Annotated in this window: 12 protein-coding genes and 3 pseudogenes; 9 read left to right on the forward strand and 6 right to left on the reverse strand. The window is 70.2% G+C overall.

Annotation, left to right across the window (positions count from 1 at the left end; all coding sequences use genetic code 11):
- Window positions 1–144: 144 nt before the first annotated feature.
- Together AMK21_RS08145 and AMK21_RS08150 are read left to right on the forward strand one after the other, a co-directional pair.
- Window positions 145–444, forward strand: a pseudogene (locus AMK21_RS08145) (integrase core domain-containing protein); the annotation flags it as partial.
- Window positions 445–823: 379 nt separating this feature from the next.
- On the forward strand, window positions 824–1,051 hold the full coding sequence (locus AMK21_RS08150) for a hypothetical protein (RefSeq protein ID WP_073875708.1): 228 nt from the start codon (window positions 824–826) through the stop codon (window positions 1,049–1,051).
- A 287-nt stretch (window positions 1,052–1,338) separates the two neighbouring features.
- On the opposite strand, the gene AMK21_RS35040 is transcribed toward AMK21_RS08150, so the two are convergent.
- Both AMK21_RS35040 and AMK21_RS35045 read right to left on the reverse strand, forming a co-directional pair.
- Window positions 1,339–2,274: a hypothetical protein gene (locus tag AMK21_RS35040; protein ID WP_073875710.1), complete on the reverse strand. Its 936-nt coding sequence runs from the start codon at window positions 2,272–2,274 to the stop codon at window positions 1,339–1,341.
- A gap of 555 nt (window positions 2,275–2,829) precedes the next feature.
- Window positions 2,830–3,276 carry a hypothetical protein gene (locus AMK21_RS35045; protein WP_073875712.1) on the reverse strand — a complete coding sequence of 149 codons (447 nt, stop codon included), beginning with the start codon at window positions 3,274–3,276 and terminating at the stop codon, window positions 2,830–2,832.
- Between the two features lie 531 nt (window positions 3,277–3,807).
- On the opposite strand from AMK21_RS35045, the gene AMK21_RS08165 reads away from it, so the two are divergent.
- Window positions 3,808–4,140 (forward strand): integrase core domain-containing protein, encoded by a 333-nt coding sequence (locus AMK21_RS08165; protein WP_158070706.1) that lies wholly within the window; start codon window positions 3,808–3,810, stop codon window positions 4,138–4,140.
- A 743-nt stretch (window positions 4,141–4,883) separates the two neighbouring features.
- On the opposite strand, the pseudogene AMK21_RS08170 reads toward AMK21_RS08165, so the two are convergent.
- Window positions 4,884–5,423 (reverse strand): annotated as a pseudogene (locus tag AMK21_RS08170) (RHS repeat-associated core domain-containing protein); the annotation flags it as partial.
- A 57-nt stretch (window positions 5,424–5,480) separates the two neighbouring features.
- Between AMK21_RS08170 and AMK21_RS08175 the strand changes: the two are divergent.
- Window positions 5,481–5,753: a hypothetical protein gene (locus AMK21_RS08175; RefSeq protein WP_199863171.1), complete on the forward strand. Its 273-nt coding sequence runs from the start codon at window positions 5,481–5,483 to the stop codon at window positions 5,751–5,753.
- Window positions 5,754–6,379: 626 nt separating this feature from the next.
- Here AMK21_RS08175 and AMK21_RS08180 read toward each other — a convergent pair.
- Window positions 6,380–6,604, reverse strand: a pseudogene (locus AMK21_RS08180) (radical SAM protein); the annotation flags it as partial.
- Between the two features lie 149 nt (window positions 6,605–6,753).
- Here AMK21_RS08180 and AMK21_RS08185 point away from each other — a divergent pair.
- Window positions 6,754–7,197: an SRPBCC family protein gene (locus tag AMK21_RS08185; protein ID WP_073875714.1), complete on the forward strand. Its 444-nt coding sequence runs from the start codon at window positions 6,754–6,756 to the stop codon at window positions 7,195–7,197.
- 220 nt (window positions 7,198–7,417) lie between these two features.
- Complete coding sequence (locus AMK21_RS08190) at window positions 7,418–9,841, forward strand: MFS transporter (RefSeq protein ID WP_073875715.1); 2,424 nt, start codon at window positions 7,418–7,420, stop codon at window positions 9,839–9,841.
- 33 nt (window positions 9,842–9,874) lie between these two features.
- Here the strand turns inward: AMK21_RS08190 and AMK21_RS08195 are convergent, their stop codons facing one another.
- Window positions 9,875–10,786 (reverse strand): LysR family transcriptional regulator, encoded by a 912-nt coding sequence (locus tag AMK21_RS08195; RefSeq protein ID WP_073875717.1) that lies wholly within the window; start codon window positions 10,784–10,786, stop codon window positions 9,875–9,877.
- Between the two features lie 110 nt (window positions 10,787–10,896).
- Here AMK21_RS08195 and AMK21_RS08200 point away from each other — a divergent pair, with 110 nt between their 5' ends.
- Complete coding sequence (locus tag AMK21_RS08200) at window positions 10,897–11,898, forward strand: aldo/keto reductase (protein ID WP_073875719.1); 1,002 nt, start codon at window positions 10,897–10,899, stop codon at window positions 11,896–11,898.
- 112 nt (window positions 11,899–12,010) lie between these two features.
- Here AMK21_RS08200 and AMK21_RS08205 read toward each other — a convergent pair whose 3' ends face one another.
- Window positions 12,011–12,952, reverse strand: a complete 942-nt coding sequence (locus AMK21_RS08205) for a ScbA/BarX family gamma-butyrolactone biosynthesis protein (protein WP_234421869.1) — start codon at window positions 12,950–12,952, stop codon at window positions 12,011–12,013.
- A gap of 120 nt (window positions 12,953–13,072) precedes the next feature.
- Here AMK21_RS08205 and AMK21_RS08210 point away from each other — a divergent pair, with 120 nt between their 5' ends.
- Together AMK21_RS08210 and AMK21_RS08215 are read left to right on the forward strand one after the other, a co-directional pair.
- Window positions 13,073–13,699 carry a ScbR family autoregulator-binding transcription factor gene (locus AMK21_RS08210; protein ID WP_073875721.1) on the forward strand — a complete coding sequence of 209 codons (627 nt, stop codon included), beginning with the start codon at window positions 13,073–13,075 and terminating at the stop codon, window positions 13,697–13,699.
- A 130-nt stretch (window positions 13,700–13,829) separates the two neighbouring features.
- Window positions 13,830–14,603 carry an SDR family NAD(P)-dependent oxidoreductase gene (locus AMK21_RS08215; protein WP_073875723.1) on the forward strand — a complete coding sequence of 258 codons (774 nt, stop codon included), beginning with the start codon at window positions 13,830–13,832 and terminating at the stop codon, window positions 14,601–14,603.
- The last annotated feature ends 11 nt before the right edge of the window (window positions 14,604–14,614 follow it).

Raw genomic sequence — 14,614 nt, forward strand, 5'->3', positions numbered from 1 at the left:
CCGCCGAGGAAGTCGAGGCCGTGGCTCACACTCTCAACAACAGACCCCGCAAGACGCTCGGTTGGAAGACACCCGCCGAGGCGTTCAACGACCAGCTACAATTGCTTCAACAAGCTGGTGTTGCAACGACCGGTTGAATCCGGTCAATATTCGAGCAGGGCCTTCGCTGAAATCTGCAGGTCAGCCGGGGTCCGGCAGAGCATGGGCGCGATCGGATCCAGCGCCGACAACGCCGCCGCAGAAAGCTTCAACGCCGCCTTCAAGAGGGAGACGCTCAAAGGCCGCAAAGCCTGGTCGAGCGAGCGCGAGGCCAGGCTCGACGCGTTCCGCTGGCTGACCCGATACAACACCCGCCGCCGGCACTCCCGCCTCGGCCACCAGTCCCCGATCGCCTACGAGAACGACCTCCAGCCAGCTGCAACTACCCTGACCCAAGCCGCATAGACGTGTTCAAAATCCGGGGTCAAGGCCCCTGGTCGGCTGGGTGCCCGCCCGGGACACCGCGCGGCAGCCCCCAACCCGGCAGCTTCTATCGCGGCCGTCGTGCACGCCGCCCTCCTGATGGTGAATCCGGTCACGAACAAGGCCACGGCGTGACGGCGAAAACCATCAGTCGGCCCAGAGCCGATCCGCTAAACGATGGCGACCAGTCCCGGCGGCGCCGCTCGCCGGGGCTCGGCTCGTACAGGGCCACACCCGCGGGCACGCACTCTCCGAGCTCCGTCACCAGCTTGCGCTCGTGCACTCGTTTGCTGGGTAGCTGGGGCGGGGGGCCAGGCTAGGGGATGAGCGGGAAGAATGTACGACGGGTGTACGGCATACGATGACGAGCAGTGCGGGCCGACCCCGGGGGCAGGCGTTCGTGGACCTGGTGGGCGGCCCCCTCGACGGGCGGCTTCTCGACGTCACCGGCTGGTCCGGCGAGCAGCGGGCGGAAGGTGCACTCCTGATCACGGACCGGGGCTTGTGCGGAGCCGGCGGCCGGGCGCTCTACAGCCCCATCGAGGCTGATGGCGAAGGACCGTTCCTGTGGATCGGTGACACTGCCTGACCCAAGTGCACCGGTTGGGCGATGCCGGGCCGACGACCGTCACGTACGTCCTGATGGGCTTCGGCGCCGGGGACGGGAACTGTGCAGCCGGAGATGTCGAGGAGCAGGCGTCGCTTCTCAGCGTTGGCCCCGGTCCGTGCGCATGCCAGATCTGGGTACGCTTCGCCGCTGAGAGCCGGCGAGCTGGCTCTCAGCGGCGAGGTGGTGCGGGTCCCGGCCGTTACACCCTGGGACCCGCACGGGGTGTCCTTGGCCGAGGGATGGCGCGGGGCACCGGTCGCGGCGGGTCACGGTGTTCCGTTGGCCCCGTTCGCGCAGGGGCTGCCCAGGCCGGAGGTTCCGCCGGTTCCGCCGGTCCCGCCGCGGAAGAGGAGGCCCCCGGTGGCGTTGCCGCCGGCGCCGCCGTTGCCGCAGGCGCCATCGGCGCTGGCGCCCGACTTGGCGCCGCCGTTGCCCCCGTTGCCGCCCTTGCCGCCGAAGTTGAGGATGCCTCCGGAGCTCAGGCCCCCCGCCCCGCCGATGCCCGCGGCACCGCCCGGGTAGGCACCGCCGGAGCTGCCGTTGCCGCCGTTGCCGCCGTTTCCGGCCTTGCCGGCCTTGCCGCCGTTGCCAGAACTGTTGATGCCGCCGCGGCCACCGTTACCGCCCGCACCGCCGCCGTGGCCGATGCCGCCGTCGCCCGCGTTGCCGCCCGCACCCCCGTCTGATCCCCCGGCGCCGCCGAGGCCGCCGCGGCCACCTGCGCCGGCGTTGGCCCCGGAGTTGCCGCCGATGCCGCCGATGCCACCCGCACCCCCGTGGGTGCCCGCTCCGCCTGCTCCGCCCGCGCCGCCGGCGCCAGTCAGGCCCCCGGCCGCGCCGGTGCCGCCGTTGCCACCCGCGGCGCCGTTGGGGCCGGCGTTGCCGCCGAGAGCACCTGCCCCACCGGAACCGCTGCCGAGGCCGGCACCGCCGTTGCCGCCCCTACCGCCGGCCCCGCCCAGGACACCGTTGCCGCCGGGACCCCCCGCACCGCCGGCGCAGTCCCCGGTTCCGGTCGCGGGGCCGCCCGCGGTGCCGGGAAAGCCGTTGGGATGGGAGGAGTTGCCGTTGGCTCCGGCAACGCCCGCGGTCCCGGCAGTGCAGGCGAGAGCGGAGGCCGCGGCGGGAGAGCCGAGCAGGAGTGCTGCGCCGGCGAAGAGCGTGGGCAGGGCGAGGAGCGCTGTGGTCTGGTTCCTGTTCATGACGGGGTTTCCTCAGACTTGGGTAAAGCGCGGGTTAGTGCGGGTCACTGCATCAGGCCGGTGCGGAACCAAATGGGGAACATCCGTTTCCCGAACCGGTTTCCGTGCCACACGGCCGGAGGCAGTCGGCGAAATTCCGGACTGTTTCCAGTGGGACAGCCCTTTTCAGCTCGTCATAGGCGGCCAGGTCACGGCGCCGGGCAGGGCTGCGAGCAGGGCAGTCTTCTCTGAACGGTGGGGGCGGTTCCCCCGGCACGTTGCCGAGCCAGGGAAACATGAATCGGGCCGGCCGTCGCCTACGAGATGCGTGGCTCGGCGGTGGATGCGCAGGACACCGGCCCCTGCGGGGAGTGCCGCCATCCCGGCCCTGGGAGACGAAACTTCGCGGCACCCAGGCATCTCGTTGTCAGGCATACCGTGCGGGCGGGCAAGCCTCCGGGCCGGGCCGTCAGAACGGAACCGCCCCGCCCTTACAGCGTCTGCAGGGGCGGGGCGGCGCCGAGGGATGCGTGTCGTCCTGCGGGAGCTGGCTCGGCAATCCCCGTGAGGGTCGGTTCAGCAGGGAAGGGTGGAGTTTCCGGCGGCGCCGGTGGCACCGGTGGTGCCGTCCGCAGTGAACGTGGCGGCAGTGCCGTTGCCGCCGGGCTTGCCGGGACACACCGGGCTGGCCGCGCCACCCGCACCGCCGGCACCGCCCTTGTGACCGCCGCCGACCGTGGACGCTCCCCCGTCGCCGCCCTTGCCGCCGGCGATACCGGAACCCGCGTTGCCCACACCGCCCACACCGCCCTTACCCCCGGTACCGCCCAGGGCGGCCCCGCCCCCGGAACCGCCGATACCGCCATTGCCGTTGGCACCCCCGGCGCCGCCGGCACCGCCCGCGCCACCGACACTGGCGCTGCCGCTCGCGTTGCCGCCGTCACCCCCGGTGCCACCGTTCCCGTTGGCACCGGCCGCGCCACCGGTACCGCCCAGACCACCGATCCCACCACCGGTGCCCACACCGTTAGCCCCATTACCTCCCGGAAGACCCAGGAGGCTGAACCCGCCCACAGCCCGGACGCTGCCCGTCTCGGCACGGGCCGACGCGGAAGCCAGGGCAGGGGCGGCGGTGAGACCGGCCACAGCGATCACGGAGACCAGGAGAGTCCGGGAAAGAGCAGGGGTGCGCATGAAGCGCATGAGGAAGCCTCTCGAAGTGCGCGACCGCAGATGCTCCACGACCGACACACCCGCAACCTACACAAGAACAGACCACCTCATACGTCGCACAATGATCCAATAGCTTGAAACAGACCTTATGGTCAAAATTTGGCCTTAACACCCCCGCTCGAGGCCGTCCGGGCAGGGACCGGGAACCCCGAGCCCGGGGTTCCCGGCGCCCAGTCGGCCGACGGGCTGTCAGTCTCACTCTTTCGGTTGTGACGATGCGGCGTCCGTGATCATCAACTGTTGGGCGGGCGGGACGCTTTCGCTGTCAGGGCGCGGCGGAGTCCCGGCGCTACTGCCGGGTTCTCCGGGGTCCTTCGGATCGTGGGCGGGCAGGTGGCGTCGGTCAGCCGACTGTTCGGGGCAGTTGAGTACACATCGGCGCAATTAAGTTATCGAATAAAGGAGTTGGGGCTGCGGCAGAGCTGCGGACGCACCGGATCGTGTTTCGACAACGCAGCTGCGGAGAGTTTCTGGGCCCTGCTCAAGGAAGAGATCGGAATCCGGACCTGGCCCGACCGGGCCACCGCCCGCGCCGAGGTCTTCACCTTCATCGAGACCTTCTACAACCGCCGCCGCCTGCGCAAGCACAAGATCTTCGGGTACCTCACCCCGGCCGAGACCAGGCAGCGGCATCAACACGCCCTCGTGGGATAACGAACGAGTGTCCAGGATCACGGGGAACTTCACCCCCCAGGTCATCCGTTCGACAGAGGGGACACAGTCATACCGGGCCCGGAGGCCAGCGGCCCCATTGCAGGACCGCGAAAACCATAACGGGGGGCAGTGCCGGGGGTCGATGCCTTTTGGGATCACCGAGGTTCATCAGTGCCCGCTATGGGCCCCTCACTGCACCAGTCATCGAGAATCCGTACTTTTTCCTCGAAGCGTCGGTCAGCGAGTGACATGGGAGCACGCAGCGATGCTCGCCCACCGCTCTTGAGAATTATCGATACTTGCCGTACGCCCAGGGTGCTTCGTACTTCGATTCCGTGGACGTCCTCGCGTGCTATCTGGGAGCGGCGGTCTCCGAGGACGATGAGGACATCCCGAGTGATTGTCACTCCGTAGCGGCGTGACAGCAGAGGAATCACCACGGTGGCAATCGCAGCAGCCACAAGGCATTGGATGAGCTCGGTGGGTTGCATCGGTGATGAAGTTGCCGCCGAGGCCGCGTAGACCAGGCCGCTGCCGACCAACGTGCCGACAAGGACGGGGAGCGCGATCTGGAGAGTACCCAGCCGGAAAGTGACCTCGGCGCCCGGTGAGCGCGGAACAGCAGGGAGGCCTGGACGATTCAGCATGACGCCTTCGATTCAGTGGACAGTTGGGTCGGGTGCCGGTGGTGTCGTGGACACCACCGGCACCCGTCAAGTCAATGCTGGGAAGTCACCGACTCGCTACTTGCGCTTGCAGTACTTGTTTTTCTTGCTCACGTTGCCGGGACGTGCCCAACCGTAGACTCCGTGGCCCAAGGTGGCTCCGAACTTCCAGGTGAAACAACCTCCCCGCTTGACAGCCGCGTTGATGTTGTTGACTGACCACCAGGTGTAAGCCCAGGCGTAGGCCGTGCATGCCCCGGCAGCCACGGGGTGTATGAGCTTGGAGCACATGTACGCCTCGGCGACGGCTGCGCCCGCAGCCCCCATGGTGCTGATGTCGTCCTTGAGGATCTCCGTGTGGTAACGGGTGACGTAGAACTTGCACCAGAAGGAGTACCCCCTCCAGCCCCAATCGGTGCCGCACTTGCGCACCCAGCGTCGCTGCCCGTTGAGGTCGTAGCTGTTGACCGGATCCTGGTTGACGTAGTCGTAGGCCGTCGCCGAGCCGCCGTACACGGGGTCCGACTGCAGGAATCGTCCGGTCGACGGGTTATACAGGCGTACGCCCATCAGCACGTCGCCCGTCACCGTCTCCGTGGAACGCTGCTTGCTGCCAAGGGGTGTGTCCAGTAGAGGGCTGATCCAGTTCTTGTAAGGGGTCAGTGGGCGGCCGGGGTGAGCCGGCCTTCGAAGGCGATCTGGAAGGCATTCAACAAGGCCCGGCTGGCTGACGTCGAGACGCAGATGGCGCACCCGCAGCGGTCGCGCATCCTGGTGGACATCGTGACCGCCGAAGATCCCATCAAGGCCTGGAAGGATCTGACGCTGGACCGGCAGCGCGCGGTCGTCGTAACGCTGGCCACGGTAACGCTCCTGCCCGGCCGTCCGGGCAGGGCGCCGTTCGATCCGCGATCGGTACGGATCGAGCCGCTCCCGGGGATGGGCTGACCCCGCCGGCGACGCCGACGTATCTGCGGGTGGGAGGGCCGGTCACCCGGCCTTCCCACGATATGATGCGCCGTCAGAACAGCGGCTCAGGTGCAACTTCCGAGAAGCATCCTCCGCGGTCATCTGTAGCGAGAACCCCGGGGGCGACCGGCGGCCACTCCCAGTCGACGAAGAGCACGACGACACAGGCGGCCAACGCTGACCTGAGCGTCCACACGGAGGCGCCGCGGTGAGCATCACGGGAGCCGCAGGGGCTGTCCGGGGCTCGCGGGGCGATGGTCCGCGGGCTGGTTCGGCACCGGCCTGTACAGGCCGGTGCAGGACCGCCTCGACGGCGTCTTGGGCGACTGACGTGTTCCCGAAGTGGCTGCTGCTGGTGCGTCGTTACAGGCGCTTCGCTGTGCGGTCGCGCAGCAGCAGCCACTGACTCGCGTCGGCGCCGCCTGAGCGCGCAGTCGGTTCACGCAGCAGCACGGTGTAAGCCGTCCTCTCCGCCTCGCTCGGGGCGGCATGCTGGCCTGGCGCCTCCGGAGCCGGGAATGACTTTGTCATGGCTTTCCAGGCCCTGTCCGCTTTCGGAGTGCTGAGCATCGGCCCTCCCGGGCTCAATAGGGTCATGCAGTGAAGTACAAGCAGGCGTGCGAGCAGCCCCGGTAGGGGTTCACCGTCCATTCGAACGGCATCCGCGAGGCCCCGGGCACCCGGTTCAGGATCGAACGGGCCCGGATCTCGTGGAACGTGATGCCCCGGAATTCCGGGGTGTCGAAGGTGCGCGTGGTCACCGCGTCCGCGGCGAAGAGCGCGCTGTTGCCGGTCATGGGGCTGTTTTCGACCAGATTGTCCCAGCGCATGGACGCCTCCTCGGTAGCACTGGCCACAGAATAGAACACTTGTTCCCTTGATCGTGCGGACCGGTCCGCCGACCCCGATTTTGAACGGCGCACCCGAGGTGGTTGGCTCAGCTCACCCCCCGGAATTACGGACTGCTGGAGGAACAGCCATGGCGCAGGTCGAGGCCACCACGGAGCGGATCATCGCGGCGGACGCAGAGGCGGTGTTCGACGCGCTGGCCGACTACAAGGACGTCCGCGGCAAGGTGCTGACCGCGCACTTCAGCGAGTACGAGGTCCGGGAGGGCGGCGACGGCGAGGGCACCCTCGTCCACTGGAGGCTCCAGGCGACCAGCAAGCGCGTCCGCGACTGCCTGCTGGAGGTCACCGAGCCGACCGACGGCCAGCTCGTCGAGAAGGACCGCAACTCCTCCATGGTCACCACCTGGATCGTCACCCCCGCCGGTGAGGGCAGGTCCAAGGCCGTCGTCACCTCCGTCTGGGACGGCGCGGGCGGCATCGGCGGCTTCTTCGAGCGCACCTTCGCCCCCAAGGGGCTCGGCCGGATCTACGACGAGCTGCTCCAGAACCTCGCCACCGAGGTCGAGAAGTAGGTCCCGCTCGTACGCCGGGCCCTCGAACGGCCCGGCTCCCGCCGGTCCGCCGGCCTCACCGGAACGGGTGGTTTTCCGGGGCGGCCGGTTGTGCGCCGTAGCGGCTCCCACCGGCCCATAACCCCTTCGTACGCGCCCTGCGCCTCCCTCATCCCGTTTGCCCCGCCTTGCCACGCGATGCGAGAAAGGGCGGCGCAGGTGCGACGAAGGGGAGCGTTACGTGGTGGGCGGTATCACGCTGGTGAAGGACGAGCCGGACGGTACGGCGGCTCTCGGGGGAGAGCCGCCACCACCGCCACCTGCCGGCCTGGGCCCGCTCCCGGCGGCCGAGGAGATCAGCCCCCGCCGGGTGCGCATGGTCTTCCTCGGGCTGATGCTCACCCTGCTGCTCGCGGCGCTCGACCAGATGATCGTCGCCACCGCCCTGCCGAAGATCGTCGGTGAGCTGCACGGCCTGGAGAAGATGTCCTGGGCGGTCACCGCCTACCTCCTCGCCTCCACCATCGTCCTGCCGCTCTACGGAAAGCTCGGCGACCTCTTCGGCCGCAAGGGCGTCTTCCAGTTCGCGATCGTGGTCTTCGTCATCGGCTCCGCGCTGGCCGGCTGGTCGCGGACCATGGACGAGCTGATCGCCTTCCGCGCGATCCAGGGCATCGGTGGCGGCGGTCTCATGATCGGCGTCCAGGCGATCATCGCGGACATCGTCCCGACCCGGGAGCGCGGCCGCTACATGGGCCTCATCGGCGCGGTCTTCGGCCTCGCCTCGGTGGCCGGGCCGCTGCTCGGCGGCTTCTTCACCGACCACGCCTCCTGGCGCTGGTGCTTCTACATCAACGTGCCGTTCGGGCTGGTCACGTTCGCCGTGATCGCCGTCGTGCTGAAGCTCCCCAAGCCCGCCGTACGCCCCCGACTCGACGTCCTGGGCGCCGTGTTGCTGGCCGTCGCCTCCACCTGCCTGGTCCTGGTGACCAGTTGGGGCGGAACGGAGTACGCCTGGGGCTCGCGCACCATCCTGGGCCTGTCGGCGGGGGCCGTCGTCACGACGCTGCTCTTCGTCGCCGTCGAGCACCGCGCGGCCGAACCGATCATCCCGCTGCGGCTGTTCCGCGATTCGGTCTTCAACATCACCGGCCTGGTCGGCGCCGTCGTCGGCATCGCGCTCTTCGGTGCCGCCAGCTATCTGCCGACCTATCTCCAGATGGTGGACGGGGCCAGCGCCACCGAGTCCGGGCTGCTGATGCTCCCGATGATGCTGGGCATCGTCGGCGGCTCGATCGTCTCCGGCCAGCTCATCACCCGTACCGGCCGCTACCGCGTCTATCCCATCGTGGGCAGCGCCGTCTCCGTCGTCGGCATGTGGCTGCTCTCGGGTCTTGAGCGGGGCACCTCCCGGCTGGAGTACAGCCTCTGGCAGGCCGTCCTCGGCACCGGCATCGGCCTGGTCCTGTCGGTCCTCGTGCTCGCCGTGCAGAACTCCGTACGCCCCGCCGACCTCGGCACCGCCACCAGCGCCAACAACTACTTCCGGCAGATCGGCGGCAGCGTCGGCGCCGCCATCTTCGGCACGCTCTTCGCCGGGCGGCTCTCCGACGCCCTCGACCTCCGGCTGCCCAGCGGCGTCACGCTGCCCGCGCCCGAGTCGATCACCCCGCAGATCGTCCACGCGATGGAGCCCGCGCTGCGCGACGCCTACATCCAGGCGTACGTGGACGCGATGCCGCGCATCTTCCTCTACCTCGTGCCGGTGCTCGTCCTCGGCCTGATCCTCGCCTTCTTCCTCAAGGAGAAACCGCTGGTGTCCCACCACAGCCCCGAAGCGGCCACCGAGCCCTCACCGATCCCCGCCGCCCGCACCAACTCCGCCCAGCCCGGCGTGGGTTACCTCTCCGGCGTGCCCGTCTGCGGCAGCGTCCAGCACCCGGACGGTACGAAGGTGGCGCGGGCCGCCCTCCCACTCATCGACGTCCAGGGGCGGCAGGTCGGGCGCGGGGCCAGCGGCGAGGACGGGCGGTACGCGCTGAGCGTCCCGGGCGCCGCAGGGTACGTCCTCATCGCCGCGGCGGGCGGCCACCAGCCACAGGCCGTCAGCGTCACCGTGGGCGACCGCCCCGTAGAACTGGACGTGGTCCTCGGTGGGGCCGGACGGCTCGCCGGGTCCGTCCTGACGGCCGACGGGGTGCCGGTCCGGGACGCGGCCGTCACCCTCACCGACGTACGCGGCGAGGTCGTCGCCTCCACCCGCGCCGGGCGCGAGGGCGGCTACGTCATCAGCGAGCTGGTCGCCGGCGAGTACACCCTCGCCGCCAGCGCCCCCGCCTACCGCCCCGCCGCCCTCCCGGTCAGCGTCCAGGCGGCCCGCGAGACCCGGCAGGACATCGAGCTGGCGGGCGGGGCCGTGCTGCGCGGCGTCGTCCGGGCCACCGGCGGCCGGCCGGTCGAGGACGCCCGGGTCACGCTGCTGGACGCGGCGGGCAACGTGGTGGACACCCTCACCACCGGGCCCGACGGTTCGTTCCGGTTCGTGGACCTGTCGTCCGGGGAGTACACGGTGATCGCCGCCGGGTATCCGCCGGTCGCGACCGTGCTCCAGGTGGCGGGCGGCGGCCGCACGGAACGGGACCTCCAACTGGGCCACGAGGACTGAGGCGTACGGGGGTGAGCTGAGCCTCCGAAGGGATCAGCCCACCCCCGCCTCCCGCACCGCGTCCTCCCGCACCAGCCGCATCAGCGCCCGCGCCCCCGGGCTCAGGCTCCGCGCCGCCGGAAGCACCACCACGCTCTCGTACACCGCCTGCCGGCCACCCGCCGGCGCCACCTCCACCGCGGTCAGCCGGGCCGCCTCCGGCTTGCGGGAGAAGTGGTGCGGCACCACCGCGATCCCCAGCCCCTCCTGCACCAGCTCCAGCAGGCTGTGCACGTCGTTCACCTCCAGGCCCACCGTCCGCCGGGCCCCCGCCGCCGCGAACGCCTCGTCCGCCGCACGCCGGGGCCCCCAGTCCGGGTGGAAGTCGATGAACGACTCACCCGGCAGCTCCTCCCACCCCACCCGGGCCCGCCCGGCGAACCGGTGGCCCGCCGCGCACAGCACCACCATCTCCTCCCGCGCCAGCGGCATCAGCTCCCCGCGCCACTCCGCCGGGCTGACCGTGGCGGCGAACGCGAGGTCCAGGCGCCCCCCGGCCACCCCGCCCAGCAGACTGCTCGTCCCCTCCTGGCGCAGCCGCAGCTCCATCTGCGGGTGCTCCCGGTGGAACGCGGCCAGCAGCCGGGCCGGGCTCACCCCCGCCACGCACTGCTCGACGCCCAGGGTCAGCGTCCCGCGCAGCAGCCCCCGTACGGCATCGACCGCGTCCCGCGCCGCCCGCGCTCCCGCCAGCGTTCGCTCCGCCTCCACCAGCAGCGCCCGCCCCGCCTCGGTGAGCCGGACCGTCCGCGTGGTGCGGGAGAACAGCGGGGTCCGCAGCTCCTGCTCCAGGGCCCGTACGGAGGCGGAGAGCCCGGACTGGGAGACGGCGAGGCGCTCGGCGGCGCGGGTGAAGTGCTGCTCCTCGGCGACGGCGACGAAGTGTTCCAGCTGACGCAGTTCCATGATTGAGGACTCTAGGTGATGAATCCGAGAGGAATCTCCTGTTGGACTGCTGGATCGATCTGCGGAAGCCTGGAGGCCGTCCCCCGGCCCTCTCCCCGCGGAGCCCTCGTATGTACCTGCCGTCCGCCGACCGCTACTCCGCCATGCCCTACCGGCGCACCGGCCGCAGCGGCCTCCTGCTGCCCGCGCTCTCCCTCGGCCTCTGGCACAACTTCGGAGGGGACCGTACCCCCGACGAGCAGGGCCGCATCCTGCGCCGCGCCTTCGACCTGGGCATCACCCACTTCGACCTGGCCAACAACTACGGCCCGCCGCCCGGCTCCGCCGAACTCGCCCTGGGTCGTGCGCTCGCCGGTGACTTCGCGAAGCTGCGCGACGAGCTCGTCATCTCCACCAAGGCCGGCTACCACATGTGGGACGGCCCGTACGGGGAGTGGGGCTCGCGGAAGTACCTGCGCTCCTCCCTGGACCAGAGCCTGAAGCGCCTGGGCGTCGAGTACGTCGACATCTTCTACTCCCACCGTCCCGACCCCGACACCCCGCTCGAAGAGACGATGGGCGCGCTCGACACCGCCGTACGCCAGGGCAAGGCCCTCTACGTCGGCCTCTCCAACTACTCCGCCGAGGAGACCCGGGAGGCCGCCGCGATCCTCAAGGATCTGGGCACGCCCCTGCTCATCCACCAGCCGCGCTACTCGATGCTCGACCGCCGCCCCGAGGGCGGGCTGCTCACCGCGCTGGACGAGCTGGGCGTCGGCTCCATCGCCTACTCCCCGCTGGAGCAGGGCATCCTCACCGACCGCTACCTGAACGGCATCCCGGCCGGCTCCCGGGCGGCGGGCGACAGCCCCTTCCTGACGTCCGACGCCCTCACGCCCCAGCTGGTGGGGCGGCTGCGCGCCCTGGACGCCCTGGCGAAGGAGCGCGGGCAGTCCCTCGCCCAGCTGGCCCTGGCGTGGGTGCTGCGCGGCGGCCGCCTCACCTCGGCCGTGGTCGGCGCGAGCAGCGTCACCCAGCTGGAGAACAGCGTGGAGGCCGTGCGGAACCTGGAGTTCACCGAGGAGGAGCTGACCCGGATCGAGGAGCTGCTGGCCGAGGCCAGGACCGGCTGACGTCCTCGGGCGACGGCCATGGCTCACGGCGAGGCGTGTGCGTGGCGACAGCCGCCTGCCCGCCGGGGACACCGGCCGGCAAGCGGCTGCTCGGGGTGGTGCCGTCGGCTGTCTAGTGCGTGCCGCTGGGCTCGGTGGTCACGGTGGTCCGGAAGACCACCTGGTCGGCCTGGGAAGCGCTGACCAGGGCGCGCGCACGGCCCTGGGCGTCGGGTTCGACGGGCTCGGCCGTGAGGATGCAGGGCCGGTCGAACTCGACGTAGCGGTGGAAGGTGGTATCGAAGGCCACCGGGATCGCGGCCTGCGGCTGGGCCTCGGCGCGTGCGATCTGGTCGGCCGCCTCCAGCAGCACCATGCCGGGGACGTGGTCGTGCGGGTGGTCGAACAGCACGGTGTGCGTGGTGTCGACCCGCAGCTGCCATTGATGGGCGGTGCTCGTCGGGGACAGCACCACATCCCGCGCACTGCTGCGCCCCACATGGGCGGGCGCCACCGGCGGTGTGAGGGGGAGCGCCTGGGCGAAGGCCTGTCGCGCGTCCGCGTAGCGCCCCCGCAGACGGTTGTAGATGGCGGGCGGATGCGTGGTGTAGAGCAGCTCGGCCTCCCCCAGCGCGACGCCGTCGCGGGTGGCCTCGACATGGGAGGCCAGGTGGACGGAGCCGCCGGGGCGCCGCTTCACCTTGGTGTGGGTGATGGTGAGTTCCACGGAGGGGGACGTCGGACCGACCCCCAGGGCGTCGGGGTCGACGGTGGAGCGTATGTGCTCCCACCCGAGCCGGTGGCTGAGCGGGATGTCGTGCACCGTGTGGGTCAGCACGGCCAGCGCCTGGCGCAGGCTCTCTATGACCAACAGAGGGCTGTAGTGCGCAGATTCTGTGTAGAAGCTGTGCTGCTGGGGCCACCGTACGGTGACCGTCTGAGTAGTGTCGGAGATTCTCCGCCACGAGGTGACGAGAGCCTCCGTGGAGTCCGTCTTGCGCGCCAACCCCTGGTCGAACCCCCCGGTCGGTGCGTCGGTGGTGCCGCGTCTCTCGGTGACTGTGCAGAGTGCCATGACGAGTTCTCTCCCCTGGAACTTCGTACGGACTGCAGGAGGTGCGGCCGCATCACCTGAGAGCTATAAAGTAGAGAATACTTTTTTTCTTGTCGAGACCGATGGAGGGAGCGGGCCTAAGTGACGCGGACCGTGAAGCAGGACAGAGCGGTACGTACCCGTGCAGCCCTCATCCGCGCGGGTGCGGAGGTCTTCGGAGAGTGCGGGTTCGCCGGGGCCAGCGTCACGAAGATCGCCGACCGGGCCGGTCTGACCCTGGGTGCCGTGTACTTCCACTTCAAGTCCAAGGAGGAGCTGGCCCGGCTGATCGTCGCCGAGCAGCCGAAGCTCGTCGTTCCGCCGCAGGCCTCGCAGGGCCTGCAGCATGCTGTCGATGTGACCCTGACCTGGGCCTACCAGTTGCTGGACGACCCGGTGCTGATCGCGGGAGCGCGGCTGGTGATGGACCAGGAGCAGTTCGTCCCGCCGGAGGAGAACTCCCACCAGCAGTGGACGCAGATACTGCTCACGGACTTCCAGGTCGCCGAGCGCAGGCGTGAACTGCGGGCCGGAGCCGACATCGAGGCGATCGCCCGTCTCGTCGTCAGTACCTGTACGGGCGCGCAGATGCACGCCCAGATGGAGTCGGGACGCGCGGACCTTCCGCACCGCGTCGAGGAGATGTGGCGGGTCCTGCTCCCCGGCATCGCCGTGCCGAGCGCCGCGAAGAAGCTGGAGTTCGGCGAGGACCGGGGGAGGGGCCGGTGACGCCGTGCGCCGGTACGGGTCGCAGCCCGTCCTGACCGGTCGGCACGGCATGCGGCGCGGCTACGGTGTCCCACGTATTTCCTGATCAGCTACGTGATCGGGGGGGTTGATGGAGAGCAAGGGGACGTCAATGGGAGATACGCAGGGCCTGCTGCACGGCAGGACCGTCATGATCACGGGAGCTTCCAGCGGCATAGGTGCGGCGGCCGCCCGGCTTTTCGCCGCCGAGGGTGCGTCGGTGGTGCTGATGGCGCGCCGCAAGGACAAGCTGTCGGCGCTCGCCGAGGAGATCGAGGCCGGTGGCGGCCGGGCGCTGGTGACGGCCGGCGACGTCACGACGGCCGGCGACGTCGAGCGGGCCGTCGCCGGTGCGGTGGACGCCTTCGGCCGGCTCGATGCGGCCTTCAACAACGCCGGATGGGGCTCGATCGGCACCCCGCTGCACGAAACGGATGACGCGGTCTACGACCGCATCATGGATACGAACGTCCGCGGTGTGTGGAACTGCCTCAAGTACCAGATACCGGTGATGCTGGGGCAGGAGGGCGGCGGCGCGATCGTGAACACGTCGAGCATTGCGGGCCTGTTCGCCACCGGCGCGATCGCTCCCTACGTCGCGGCCAAGCACGCCGTCCTGGGCTTGACCCGGGCCGCGGCGGCGGAGTACGGAGAGCGCGGCATCAGGGTGAACGCCCTCATGGTGGGGAGCACGCGCACCGAGTTGATGGAGACGGTGATGCGGGAGGTTCCGCAGCTGGAGCAGGCGGCTGCCGCACGCGCCATCCAGCACCGGCTGGCCGACCCCGCCGAAGTCGCCCAGGCGGCCGCTTTCCTCCTCAGCGCACGTGCCTCGTTCATCACCGGCAGCGCCATGGCTGTCGACGGGGGTTGCAGCGCCATCTGAGCCTCACGGAA

The organism is Streptomyces sp. CB00316 (assembly GCF_001905595.1).
Classification (GTDB): domain Bacteria; phylum Actinomycetota; class Actinomycetes; order Streptomycetales; family Streptomycetaceae; genus Streptomyces.

Bases quoted from the DNA above. Each gene is read 5' to 3' on its own strand.
- AMK21_RS08150 (WP_073875708.1), top strand. From the start codon at position 824: ATGACGAGCAGTGCGGGCCGACCCCGGGGGCAGGCGTTCGTGGACCTG.
- AMK21_RS35040 (WP_073875710.1), bottom strand. From the start codon at position 2,274: ATGAACAGGAACCAGACCACAGCGCTCCTCGCCCTGCCCACGCTCTTC.
- AMK21_RS08185 (WP_073875714.1), top strand. From the start codon at position 6,754: ATGGCGCAGGTCGAGGCCACCACGGAGCGGATCATCGCGGCGGACGCA.
- AMK21_RS08195 (WP_073875717.1), bottom strand. From the start codon at position 10,786: ATGGAACTGCGTCAGCTGGAACACTTCGTCGCCGTCGCCGAGGAGCAG.
- AMK21_RS08200 (WP_073875719.1), top strand. From the start codon at position 10,897: ATGTACCTGCCGTCCGCCGACCGCTACTCCGCCATGCCCTACCGGCGC.
- AMK21_RS08205 (WP_234421869.1), bottom strand. From the start codon at position 12,952: ATGGCACTCTGCACAGTCACCGAGAGACGCGGCACCACCGACGCACCG.
- AMK21_RS08215 (WP_073875723.1), top strand. From the start codon at position 13,830: ATGGGAGATACGCAGGGCCTGCTGCACGGCAGGACCGTCATGATCACG.